Annotated in this window: 9 protein-coding genes, 1 tRNA gene, 1 other RNA gene and 2 riboswitches; of the genes, 4 read left to right on the top strand and 7 right to left on the bottom strand. The window is 41.0% G+C overall.

Annotated elements, in window-relative coordinates; translation table 11 throughout:
• Positions 1-25 precede the first annotated feature (25 nt).
• Both LDM93_RS07455 and LDM93_RS07450 read right to left on the bottom strand, forming a co-directional pair.
• Positions 26-898, bottom strand: a complete 873-nt coding sequence (locus LDM93_RS07455; RefSeq protein WP_223891687.1) for a carbon-nitrogen hydrolase — start codon at positions 896-898, stop codon at positions 26-28.
• An 11-nt stretch (positions 899-909) separates the two neighbouring features.
• Positions 910-1,938: an agmatine deiminase family protein gene (locus LDM93_RS07450; RefSeq protein WP_223891685.1), complete on the bottom strand. Its 1,029-nt coding sequence runs from the start codon at positions 1,936-1,938 to the stop codon at positions 910-912.
• Between the two features lie 39 nt (positions 1,939-1,977).
• On the opposite strand from LDM93_RS07450, the gene LDM93_RS07445 reads away from it, so the two are divergent.
• The 3 genes from LDM93_RS07445 to LDM93_RS07435 all read left to right on the top strand — a co-directional run bounded on the left by LDM93_RS07445 (position 1,978) and on the right by LDM93_RS07435 (position 4,343).
• Positions 1,978-2,982: an alanine racemase gene (locus LDM93_RS07445; RefSeq protein ID WP_223891684.1), complete on the top strand. Its 1,005-nt coding sequence runs from the start codon at positions 1,978-1,980 to the stop codon at positions 2,980-2,982.
• Positions 2,983-3,076: 94 nt separating this feature from the next.
• Positions 3,077-3,153, top strand: a riboswitch (cyclic di-GMP riboswitch).
• Positions 3,154-3,216: 63 nt separating this feature from the next.
• Positions 3,217-3,296, top strand: a riboswitch (cyclic di-GMP riboswitch).
• A gap of 56 nt (positions 3,297-3,352) precedes the next feature.
• Positions 3,353-4,048 (top strand): hypothetical protein, encoded by a 696-nt coding sequence (locus tag LDM93_RS07440; RefSeq protein WP_223891682.1) that lies wholly within the window; start codon positions 3,353-3,355, stop codon positions 4,046-4,048.
• 210 nt (positions 4,049-4,258) lie between these two features.
• Positions 4,259-4,343, top strand: a tRNA-Leu gene (locus tag LDM93_RS07435).
• Between the two features lie 262 nt (positions 4,344-4,605).
• Here LDM93_RS07435 and LDM93_RS07430 read toward each other — a convergent pair.
• Together LDM93_RS07430 and ssrA are read right to left on the bottom strand one after the other, a co-directional pair.
• The gene (locus LDM93_RS07430; RefSeq protein ID WP_223891680.1) at positions 4,606-4,776 is read right to left on the bottom strand and encodes a hypothetical protein; all 171 of its coding nucleotides are present in this window, start codon (positions 4,774-4,776) and stop codon (positions 4,606-4,608) included.
• Between the two features lie 128 nt (positions 4,777-4,904).
• Positions 4,905-5,279: a transfer-messenger RNA gene (gene ssrA, locus LDM93_RS07425) on the bottom strand.
• A gap of 216 nt (positions 5,280-5,495) precedes the next feature.
• On the opposite strand from ssrA, the gene LDM93_RS07420 reads away from it, so the two are divergent.
• Positions 5,496-6,824 (top strand): dicarboxylate/amino acid:cation symporter, encoded by a 1,329-nt coding sequence (locus LDM93_RS07420; protein ID WP_223891679.1) that lies wholly within the window; start codon positions 5,496-5,498, stop codon positions 6,822-6,824.
• Here the strand turns inward: LDM93_RS07420 and LDM93_RS07415 are convergent.
• The 3 genes from LDM93_RS07415 to lgt are packed head-to-tail and all read right to left on the bottom strand — an operon-like array spanning position 6,821 to position 12,529.
• Positions 6,821-8,341, bottom strand: a complete 1,521-nt coding sequence (locus tag LDM93_RS07415; protein WP_223891678.1) for a hypothetical protein — start codon at positions 8,339-8,341, stop codon at positions 6,821-6,823. The genes LDM93_RS07420 and LDM93_RS07415 overlap by 4 nt on opposite strands.
• Complete coding sequence (locus tag LDM93_RS07410) at positions 8,338-11,739, bottom strand: BadF/BadG/BcrA/BcrD ATPase family protein (protein ID WP_223891673.1); 3,402 nt, start codon at positions 11,737-11,739, stop codon at positions 8,338-8,340. The genes LDM93_RS07415 and LDM93_RS07410 overlap by 4 nt, the downstream gene beginning before the upstream one ends.
• Positions 11,717-12,529 (bottom strand): prolipoprotein diacylglyceryl transferase, encoded by an 813-nt coding sequence (lgt, locus tag LDM93_RS07405; protein WP_223891672.1) that lies wholly within the window; start codon positions 12,527-12,529, stop codon positions 11,717-11,719. The genes LDM93_RS07410 and lgt overlap by 23 nt, the downstream gene beginning before the upstream one ends.
• Positions 12,530-12,633 lie beyond the last annotated feature (104 nt).

Below are 12,633 nucleotides of genomic sequence, written 5' to 3'. Positions count from 1 at the left end.
TATAATACGTATCGGAAATGATACGTTAGTCACAATATCTTTTCAGTAAACACTCATACGCTTCTATACGTCTGTCACGTAAAAACGGCCAGATATCACGTACTTCTTTGGTACGCTCATGTTCAATGTCTGCATAAAGTATGGTTTCGCTCTTATCATCTGCATGTACAAGCATCTCTCCTTGTGCGCCACATACAAAAGAGTTCCCCCAAAAACGCGTACCAGCCATCACACCGGCACTATCGGCTTCAAAACCTACACGGTTACAGCTTAGTACGGGTAATCCGTTTGCAATGGCATGAGAACGCTGTATGGTGATCCAGCTGTCAAGTTGTCTTGCTTTTTCGTCTTCACTGTCTGCTTCAAACCAGCCTATAGCCGTAGGATAGATAAGTATGTCTGCCCCTTTGAGTGTCATAGCCCGTGCAGCTTCAGGGTACCATTGGTCCCAGCAGACAAGTACACCTAGTTTCCCCACAGAAGTTTGTATAGGTTCAAAACCAAGATCACCTGGCGTAAAGTAGAACTTCTCGTAAAATCCTGGATCATCAGGGATATGCATCTTCCGGTATTTTCCTGCGACAGACCCATCTTTTTCAAAGACGACGGCGGTATTATGGTAGAGGCCTGCTGTCCGTTTTTCAAAAAGTGACGTGACCAGAACCACATTGTACTCTTTGGCAATATTACCCCAAAATACTACATCAGAATCAAAGTGGGCCGCATAATCAAAAAATTTGGTATCTTCACTTTGACAGAAGTACTCTGTTTGATGCAGTTCCTGTAAGACAACAAGTTCTGCACCGTTTTGTGCAGCTTCTTTTATCTTCTCTGTAGTGACTTGAAGGGTTTTATCTTTACTGCCATGGTAGGCTTGTTGAATCAGTGCTGTTTTCATAAAAATCCTTTTTAATAGGCTATCTGCATCGTAGAACAGTGTAGACTCCCACCCTGTTCTATCAGTTTTGAACAATTCACAGGAATGATCTCTTTATCTGGGAAAACCTCTTTAAAGATCTCTCCTGCTTTTGTATCATTTTTATCCTCATAGGTAGGGTAGATCAATGCATCATTGGTAATGAGAAAGTTGGCATAGGTTGCCGGCAGTCTCTCTTGTGCATCATTATATTTTGCTTCACACATGGGAAGTGGAACGAGCGTATAAGGCTGGCCTTCTGAAGTGGTAAAACTTTTCAATTGTTTTTCCATTTCCTGTAGTGCTTCGTAATGTTCATCTTCTTTATCTTCACACTTGACATACATGATGGTCGTTGTGTTGACAAACCTGGCCAAAGTATCTATATGACTGTCTGTATCATCGCCTGCAAGATATCCATGGTCCAGCCATAACACTCTTTGTGCACCCAGATAGGTATGCAGTTTCTCTTCGCTCTCTTGTTTACTCAGTCCACCGTTTCTGTTCGGGTTGCAAAGGCATTCTGAAGTCGTGAGGATGGTTCCTTCCCCATCACTCTCTATCGAGCCTCCCTCAAGAACAAAATCAATATGTTCAAGGGGCGTCGTGCCAAGATAACCTTTTTTATGTAAAGCAGTATTGACAGCATTGTCAAGAGAGGCTTCAAATTTACCGCCCCAGCCATCAAAGGTAAAGTCAAGCAGTTTCACTTCCTGATTTTCTTTTATACTGATGTAGCCGTAGTCACGTATCCATGTATCGTTCGTGGGTATCTCTATGAAAGTCATGTTACGTGTAGAACAGAACATCTTTGCAATTTTTTCTTTGTTTTTACAGATAATGTAAACGGCTTCTCCATAAGCGATAGCTTGAGCGATACGTATAAAAGGTGAGAGACTCGCTTCCAGGTCTGCTGCGTTATGGGGATCATGCCAATCTGTCTCTTCATGAGGAAAGGACAAGAGTACGGCACGCTGTTTTTCCCATTCTGCCGGCATCACCACTTTTAGATCTTTTTGCATCGTATCCCTTATTTATTATCTATATTGTATAATCTCGTCATGGCATTTATTAAAATAAATAAACAAAATTTCTATCATAATCTTAACCAAATTGCACTAAAAACTGGCTCAGTTGAAAAGATCGCAATTGTCCTTAAAGACAATGCCTATGGTCACGGACTGGAACTGATGGGAAGACTGGCATCAGAGTTTGGTATCAGACATGCAGTGGTACGAAAAACGGCAGAAGCAGAAGTGATCAGATCTTTATTTGAAACGATACTGGTATTGGGTGACAGTATCATAAAAGATGAGGTCTATTCTTTTACTATCAATACATTAGAAGATATCAAAGAAGCCCAAAAAGGTGCAAAAGTAGAACTCAAAGTAGATACGGGAATGCACCGTAACGGGATAGCCTTTGATGAGCTGGGTGAAGCTTGTACTTTGATTAAAGCACAAGGGTTAGAACTTACAGGTGTGATGACCCACTACCGTAGTGCAGATGAGTTAAGCTCTGAACTCTTTTGGCAGCAAAAACAGTTTGAGCGTGTGAAAGAAAGCGTAAAAGAAGCTGGGTTTACGCATGTAAGAGTACATTCGCATAACACAGCAGCTATTCTTAGAACAAAAAGTTTTGATGAAGATCTAGTACGTGTAGGCATAGGTGCGTACGGATATAGTGAACTGCCACACCTTTTTGATGAAGTAACACTACGTCCTGTAATGTCACTATATGCTAAAAAGATATCAACTAAAATATTAAAAGATGGAGAGCGCATAGGGTACGGAGGGGACTTCATAGCTTCACATGATATGACGGTATCTACCTATGATCTGGGTTATGGTGACGGATGGTCCAGAGGAGACAGTGCTCAACCTTATATAACAAGTGAGGGCTTACCTATACTAGGACGTGTTTCTATGGACTCTATCTCTCTTGAATCAGATAAAGAAGAAGTGTGTGTGATGAGTGATGCACAAGCGGCTGCAAAACAGTTTGGGACTATTTCTTATGAAATGACGACTGCGTTATCTGCTGAACTGCGAAAAGAAGTGATTTAAATTTGGTGAATTGTTTGAGATGAGGGAAATTGAACCCCCTCTTAAAAATAATCATATACTTTTTCTGTTATAATTTCTTGTATTTAAATAGATATATTTGTTGTGCCAAACTTGTTGTGAAGCAGGGACGGAAAGCCATGGGTCTTAACTTAAGATCGCCAGGTTGCCAAATACTAATACTAGTGTATTATGTATCATTCTCTCTTTACTACTTACTATCCCATATAAATCTTATTTAATTCAAACTTATTTTGTTGTGAAGCAGGGATAGAAAGCCATGGATCTTAACTTGTTAAGATTGTCAGGTTATCAAAATTTAGTTAATTCATTTTTCACAACTATTTTATTTTTATGTCAAAAGGAACAGATAATGAAATTTTTTTTTAAAGGTACTTTAGTTACATGTTTAGTAACAATGGGTGGAGGTTTAGCTTTTGCAGATTCTGTTGGTGAATCAAATTACAATGCTGGTATAACAGTAGGAACATTAGGTGTAGGTATTAATTTAGCAACTCCTATTAGTGATAGTTTTTCAGCTAGAGTAAATGTGAATGGCTTACAGTATAGCCATACTTTAGATGTTGATACTGTTAGTTATGATGGAAATATTGATTTTAAAAATGCTGGTCTTCTAGTAGATTATTTCCCATTTGAAAATACATTTAGAGTAAGTGGTGGTGTTTATTATAATGGTAATGAATTTGATGGTAGTGCTACTCCTTTTGGATCAGAAGTAATAACAATCGGTAATGATAAATATACTGCTTCTGAAGTTGGTAAATTAAATACTCACGTTGAATTTGATGATGTTGCTCCATATCTTGGTATTGGATGGGGAAACAATTCTAATGAAAAAGGTTGGGGATTTTCTTTTGACCTAGGTGTTATGTATCAAGGTTCACCAAAAGTAGATTTAAATGCTGATTTAAATCCATTAATCATTGGAACTCCTATTGAAGATGAAATTAATAATAACCTTGTAATTGAAACTCAAAAAATTATTGATGATGTAGAAGATTATAAATTCTATCCAGTGGTAATGATAGGTGTAAATTACAAATTTTAAAAAACAAGGTGTCCTTCTATTACAATAGTTCAGTATTAAGAGTATGTAAAATGTCTTATTAACACTAATGTAGTTCTTTAGGGCCAATGTAAAATATTTCATATTAGCATAATGATATTTTTGACTTTTACTTATTTGATCAAAAGTGAAACTTTTGTATTATTCGACAGAGAAGTTAAAATGAATACTCTCTTATTGTAATAATCACATGCGGATGTGGTGAAATTGGTATACACGCCAGACTTAGGATCTGGTGCTTTACGGCGTGGAGGTTCGAGTCCTCTCATCCGCACCACTTAAATTAACCAATCCAAAAAAATCCCCTCAATAGCATACTTTTAGAGACTTCTTGATGTTTGATGATTTTGTATTGCAGATAGTTTTCCACTCATATCTATGCGTTCTGTCATTGTATACTTCTTCTTTGCGACAGTTAGATGTTCCTATTGGAGGCACTAATGGCGTTTGTATCAGTCTTACCGATGGAGTTCTAAAAGAACAAATCCTTAGGGTGCATAGGAGGTATGGAACTTGAGTAAGCCTAAAAGATTATCTCATTAACGACCAGCAATATTACCTAAAAATGCCGTAAAGAATGTAAAAATAACCATTAAAATGAAAATAGCTGGAATTGCTGCAAGAGCTGCTTTTACCATAAACGTAACCATTGACATGAATGGCATCTTTATATCTACTACCGTTACTTCATTTTTGTTTTCATTGTTCATTTCTTCTTCCTTTTTTTAATGTACCAATAATTATACATAATAATCTAACACAGTTAGACTATATATGATTTAATGTTCGTAAATAAGGGGGTTATTTGTATTTTATTAGATTGTATTAAATTGGAGTTTGGTGGAGATGAGGGGAATTGAACCCCTGTCCTAAAATAGATAGAACCATGACTCTACATGCTTAGTCAGTGTTGTTAATTTTAATCCTGCTTTGTACTACACTCAAAACTTTACAAGACGAGCTAAAATTCTCACACCCTGGCATAGCTTCCAGGGAGCATAGTCATCAGATGTGATACTTCAAAATCCGGTTAAGATGACACTCACCGGCGAAGCAGTCCTCCGCGTTAGCGGGGTTAATGACTTACGCTACTGCGTAAGCTGGACGATAATCTGTATTGTTTGCGTTTATTCGCGTGTGGGCCGCGTAACGGAATTGCCCAGTCCGACATGCACATAGCCCCGACTACTCCAGTCGAAACCAAGTCATCCCCATATCTGAAAGATGGTGGATATTAACACATTTAGGTTACTTTGTCAATAGGGGCAGAAAAAACTATATTTTGTTATAATGCAAACCACCAATAGAACAGTTAGATTTAGGCCATCAGCTTATGTATCTGGGGTTGAAAAGAAGATTGTAGTATTCAAGTACACTTATGAGATAACCTAACTTTTAACAATAGAGACAATAGAAGGGAAGAAGTAATATGACACTTACACAAAAAGTACTATGGGCGATGCTCTTGGGGATCATCGTAGGACTGGTGATCAATATGGGTGCCTGGAACAGTGAAGGCAGCTTTATACAGGAGTATGTGGTTGGAGGCGTTTTTTACATCATAGGAAAGATGTTCATTACCGCACTGAAAATGCTTGTGGTCCCTTTGGTCTTCTTTTCACTGATCTCAGGTGTATTGGGTATAGGAGATGTGCGGAAACTGGGGAGTGTAGGGGTAAAGTCATTTGGACTTTATATACTAACGACGGCTATCGCTATCGCTACTGCTATAGGTTTCGCGATGATCGTGGCTCCTGGTTCCGGTGTAAATGGTACAACTGCAACGACTTTTACAGCCAAGGAGGCACCGCCTCTTTCGGAAGTACTCATTAACATTATCCCTGACAATGTCATCCATGCCTTTGCTTCTGGAAATATGCTGCAGATCATCTTTTTTTCTATTTTGTTCGGTATCTCATTGTTAATGGTAGGGAAAAAAGCGCAAAACATTGCAGAAGGTGTAGAAGTGCTCAATGAAGCGATGATGCATATGGTCAATATCATTATGTCTGTAGCACCTATCGCTGTGTTTGCATTGCTTGCCAAAGCGATTTCAGAACTCGGTTTGGATCTTCTTATCAGCCTGTCCGGGTATGTATTGGTTCTTGTGGCTGCATTGTTACTCCATCTTTTTGGCACGCTGATGATCCTACTCAAACTTTTTTCCGGTCTGAGTCCTAAAATGTTTTTACAAAAGATACGGGATGCACAGGTATTCGCCTTTTCTACAGCAAGTTCCAATGCTACCATACCGGTGACACTAAGATCAGTGACTAAGCGTATGGGTGTAGATAACTCGGTGGCTTCGTTCACTGTACCTTTTGGTGCCACTATCAATATGGACGGTACGGCCATTATGCAGGGGGTTGCTACTGTTTTTATAGCCAATGTATATGGTGTTGAACTGGGATTAAGCGGCTATTTGACAGTGATACTTATGTCTGTACTGGCTTCCATAGGCACAGCAGGGGTACCAGGTGTAGGGCTCATCATGCTTTCTATGGTCTTTGTGCAGGTAGGACTTCCTGTAGAAGGTATAGGGCTCATCCTGGGGGTTGACAGACTGCTTGACATGATACGCACTTCTGTGAATGTCACAGGGGATGCTGTCGTGACCTGTGTCGTGGCTAAGAGTGAAAAAGAGTTGGAGATGTCAGTCTTTACAGATCCTGAAGCAGGGGTAGTGGAAAAGCTGGATATCGATGAAGAGCAAGAAGAAGGACTGGCTGAAATTATCCACAAGACAGAAGAGGGCTAAAGCCTTCTTACTTCTAAACTTGATATCAATTGTGAAGCCGTACCTGCCTGTTCACTTTTAGGCTGATAGAGATAGTTATGTATCTTCTCTGGTATCTCTTCTGGCAGTGTTAAATTTTCAAATTCCTCTTTTGCCGATTGTTTTGCTTTGAACAGAGCCATCTGTACACGTGAATAAAAGTTCGCTGCGCCTTCTCCTGATGTTTCGATGGCAAGAAAATTGGCTTCAGGAAAACGGCTTGTGACCAGTGACTGTACCCCATCAGAGACTGAAGAAGAGGGCATACATCCAAAAGGTTTGACGGAGATGACAAGGTGTGAAATGTTCTCTTTAACACTTTCGATCAGGTGTGCTACTTCCAAATGTCCTTCACCCCCGTCACAGTCAAGCGTATAGTACTCTTGGCCTAAACGGGCAAGTTTATCCATATCAGGTATCTCATAGTCATGGAGACCTATGGCTTTTGCATACAGGGCGAAATGGGTTTTGATCGCTGCCTTGCCCAGCTTGATAAGCACTCGTGTTTTCACAGAAGAGAAGTCTACTTTTTTTGCATCTTGAACCTGCAAATGTTCTTTTTTGTGTAAAGCACGTTCTGCTTCCCAAAGATTTAAAAGCAAACGGTTGATGATAGGCTGGGGTATACACTCTGCGCCTTCGGATTCTAAAAATCTATGCAGGTTGTAGTTTCCGTCACCCTCTGTCATAGCCGCCCAAAATTCACCCATGACCATGACCTTGGCTTTAGGTTGTAAACGGTCGAGTTTGACCTCTTCTAAAACCCTTCGGCATTTCCATAATGTTTTGATTAAACTCTTTTTTTCTAAGAATGCTTCAGAGACAAGATCTTCACAGATCTTCATGGCTGCATCAACACTTCCTGCTTCTACTTCATACGGACGCATTTTATAGCCAAGGATGTTCATAATATCACCGATAATCACAGATTTGGTCAGTGTGATGAAAAATGTAGGGGTAAAGTTTAAAATCCCGTCATCGATCTCATCTCCTTGGAAGATGCCTTTATCATGGTCAAAAGAGGTAATTCTCAATCCATCAAAACCTGCATCCCTTAAGGCTTTTTTATATTCGGTGATATACATACCAAACCGACAAGGCCCGCAACCGCCCGCAGTGATGTAGACATATTTTCGTACGATCTCTTCACTGCTGAGACCTTTTTCATCACGGAGTTTTTGTAAGTATTTGACGAGGTTTCCGACTGTAAAATAGGTAGGGTTGCACTGGCCCCTATTTCCATAGGCTTTCCCTTTCTGAAAGGATTCAAAATCGGGGTTAGGGATAGAAATATAATTCTCACCCAGTGACTGCAGGGCAGCCTGTATGAGTTGGTCTTGCAGGATGGTTAATCCGCCTGAAAGCAGGATCGTTTCATCTTTGGGTGCATACTGGATCGTTTCTTGCGGTACATCCCTCCATTGTGTTTGAGTTGCATTGATAAATGTTAAATCACCATTGCTCTCTGGAGGTCTCATGCTGCTGCATATTTCACTCATACTGTCATCTCCTCTTGTTTTGTATTGTACGTTGTTTGTTGTGGATGTGAAAGTCTTTTTTGATACTGTTCCATTGTATAGGCAAAGGTTTTCACACGTATTTTGATCGATCCGCCGGGTTTGTTGGCATCGATGTCATGAAGGGTCAAGTGTGGTGTACGGCTTGCACCTAATATTTTGTCAATGATCGCGTAGGTGGGTGCATCATGGCCACATTTGAAACTAGAAAGGTCAAGTACGGCAACATTAGGATGACGTGCTGCAAACTTGGCTGCCCAGACCTTCTGTGCAGAATTGGTTGAAAAATTCTCTGCCCATACATCGCGTATGTCATAAGGCGATTCAACATAACCCAAGTCCACATCTTCTTTAAAATACTGCATCAGGTACGCTTCATCTTTAGGAATGGCACGCATGGATAGTGTTTTAAACCCTAAGGATTGAAATTCATCCAAGACTTCATGGTTGAGCCCCGGGTCTGAATGGTAGGGACGTCCCAGCAGCAAGATCACGATCTCATCCTTGGCTACCGCCTCATCCAGGATACTGCGTCCCTCCTGCATGATCTGGGCATCATTTTTATCCAAGGCTTTCCATGCCTGCTCAACCGCCCAGTTATTCTCATCCTCTGTGATACAGAGTTTGTCTTTCCAGGTTTGAAAAAGCTGTTTTTTCAGCAGGTCGGGGTTGTCAAAATTAAGTGCATCTTCTACGTAATCGATACCTTTTTCTTCAAAGAGATTTTTCTCTTTTGTGAATGCAGAGTAGACTACTTTTGGTGTACCAGAGATGATAGGACAGGAAGTTTGACCCATCGTATGTTTGAGATAGCCGGGAAGATGGGTGACTGCAGGAAACCAAAGATGATCAAAGTGTTTTTTGGAAAACTTTTTAGAGTACATCAGCGAATAGACATGAGACTGGGCTACTTTGGCCGGGTAACATGAGTCTACAGAACCGTATTTAGCTCCTTCCAAGAACATGTCTTCATTGGAAAAACCTGAAAACTGTATGTGCATAGGGCTAAGGTCAAGTGCTTCGAGATAGGTACGTAAAAAAGGAGCCAGAGAGTAAATGTTCAGTACTTTGGGTATGGCTATCTGCAGATTCTTTCTGTAATTTTTACTCTCTTGGCTGCTCTCTGAAAAATTTCTGCTGACCTCTTTTCTTAATGTAGGTCCCCAGCCGCCCAGTGTTACTTTGACCTGTTGCTCTTTGATCTGTGTGGAAGCGGTAGGTTTTGTCTCCAGATCATAGGTAGGTGCAAAGAGCGACATCGACTCTTTTTTGACAAGGTTAGGAGTGTTTTGTTGTAACTCTTTTCTGCTTTCTTTGAGTAGTTTAAGTGCTTCATGTGACTCCACGGTACCCTCTTCACAGGAGAACCCTGCGATGTAGCGTACAGTGTCAGATGAAGGTGTTTGTGTGTCTATAAAGGTACGAGAACAGTTGATACTGCAAAAGTGACAACGCGTACTTTCATCGGTTCTGGAAGTGTAGGTCATCTGTAACGCTTCTTCCATGCCGACAAAGGTTGCATACCCTCTTTGCTCGACTAGATCTTTAGCCTCTAAAGCTGCACCATAGGCACCGGCTTCTCCCGGGTGAGGGTGTACATCTACCCTTGCATGCGGTACTTTGTCTTTGATATAGTCTATTTGGGCTTTGAGCGCTGCTTGATTGTATTGTGTACCGCCTTGCAGTACAAAATGGTCTCCAAACGCAGCGAGGTTAGGTGCCTGTACAACATACTGCCAGACATTTTTAGGCAAAACTTTGGCAATACCAGCAAAGAGTTCTTCTTTACTGTAGCCCTCTTTTTGAAAGTTGACCCTGTCTGTGTCCAGGAAGACCGCACAACCATAGTTGAATAGTGGCGCTTTCTTGGCTGTAAAGGCTGTTTCTGCATAGTTTTCTACAGGGACACCAAACTGTTTTGCCATACTTTGAAGTAGGGTCCCGTTACCTGCAGAGCATTGGTTGGAGAGACGGAAGTTCTTCATCATGCCGTTTTCCATAAAAAGCACTTTGATATCCTGTCCTCCGATATCACAGATGACATTGATATCTTCTCCAAAGGCTTTTTGGGCACTTTTCATGTGTGCGATGGTCTCGATGATATTGGCATCTGCATTGAGTGCACCGCCAAGTACTTCAGCTGCGTAACCGGTCACACCTAAACCTCGAATGTCATAGAAGTGATGAGAATCTTGTGCCTGTATTTTCTGTAGCAACTCTAGGGTATCTTCGATGGGATTCCCTTTGGAGAGTTGATAGACCTTTAAGAGCAGTTCTCCTTTTTCATCACATAAGACAGCTTTAGAAGAGGTAGAACCACCATCTATACCTAAGAAGCAGGTGGTTTTTTCTGTAAGTACAGGAGGTGTGAACGCTTTGATAGTGTACTTCTCTTTAAAGGTTTGTAATTCTTCAGGGCTGGAAATGAGAGGGGTGTCATCATTCTCATTTTGTGTCACACCTCCTGTGTCAACCAGGGTCTTAAGCTGTATAAGACCCGTAAAAGGTTTATCATTGTTCGCTTCGCCTTCACCAAAGATCACAGCCCCTAAAGCAGCATAATACTGGGCATTGTCAGGTACGATGATGAGTTCATTGATTTTCTCTTTGTCATACTTTATACCACGTTCATCCCAAAGTTCACTGATACGCATACGCCAACACTCTTGCAAAAAGGGTAGGTAAGTGTTGGGACCTCCAAGAAGTAAGACTTTAGGCATCAGGGTATTCCCACGTGTCAGTACAGTGAGGTTTTGCATAACGATGGCATCGGCAAGTGAGTTCATGATCTCATGCGAAGGTACAGAGGTTTTGACGAGGTTCACAATGTCTGTTTCCGCAAAGACCCCGCATTTTGCTGCGACATGGTGAAGTTTATCCGTTTCAAAGGTGAGTTTTTGCACTTCATCATTTTCCATGCCAACTTTCATCGTACATTTCTCGATCGTTGCACCTGTACCTGAGGCACACTTGTCATTCATAGAGCTAAGGACAGACTTTTTACCATCCTCACTGACTTTAAAGTGCATGATCTTGGCATCCTGTCCACCCAGTTCGACAACAGCTCTTACATCAGGATGGAGATGTTCTACAGCTAGGACAACCGCATTCACCTCTTGTACAAAACGTGCATTGATCGTTGGCGCTATACGGGTGGCTCCTGAACCGGTGATGTAGACTTTGTCTATATTGTTATAGATATCGGGGTGTGTAAGAGAGAGTTCCTGAAGGAGTCTTAAAAGTGTCGGGGCTTGTTTTGTATCGTGGGGAGTATAGGCTTTTTGGAGTATGTTAAAGTGTTCATCACATACTACATATTTAACGGTAGTTGAACCGATGTCAATACCGAGTGCATATTTAGCTATGAGAGGCTTTGTCATGTTTTTTATCCTTAGACGTACTTTTAAATGCCCATATGATCCATAAGATACCCAATATTATATAAGGTATGCTTAACATCTGTCCTGTAGTAAAAGGAAGATCTGTTGTGTAGGCTGCCTGCCTGGTTTTGGTATATTCCAAAAAGAAACGCGCAGTAAAGACTGCGACCAAAAAGACACCAGGGAGTATTTTGGTTGCAAAAGCAGGTGTTACTTTTCGGTAGATAGCAATTAAAAGTCCTAAGATGATGAGGTAGGAAAATGCTTCATAAAGTTGTACCGGGTGTCTAGGGACCATATCTACACGTGCAAAGATAATGGCCCAGGGTTTATCACTCGGAAGTCCCAGTATTTCAGAATTGAAAAGGTTACCAAAACGTACAAAGGCCGCAGTAAGCGCACCAGGGATGGCTACACGTGAAAGTAACCACATGTAGGGTGTATGGTAACGTTTTGAAAAGAGATAAAGCGCGATCAGTACACCCGCAAGTCCTCCATGACTTGCAAGTCCGCCTTTCCATACTTTGAGGATTTCCAGGGGATGAGAAAGATAAAAGTCCGGTTCATAGAAGAAACAATGGACCAAACGTGAACCCAGTACCGCACCTACCATGATATAGATGAGCATACTGTCAAGCACAGCCGGATCTTTGCCTTCACGTTTATATATCTTGGTGAGGATCATGAGCCCAAGAAAAAATGAACCCACAAAGAGCAGACCGTACCAACGAAGCTGCAAAGGACCTAATTGCAATATATTGGGATTGACGTTCCAGATAAAATGTTCCATAGAGTATAACCCTTTTTGTAATTAAGAGTATTATACTCGAAATTATTTAATACACTTTTATGGGTAGAAGTATTATTCTTTTGGGAGCTTTTTGGTCATATAGT

Source organism: Sulfurovum sp. TSL6, from assembly GCF_019972115.1.
Taxonomy (GTDB): Bacteria; Campylobacterota; Campylobacteria; order Campylobacterales; family Sulfurovaceae; genus Sulfurovum.
Note: the sequence above shows the minus strand (reverse complement) of the source record. Positions and strands in the feature narration are given on the sequence as shown.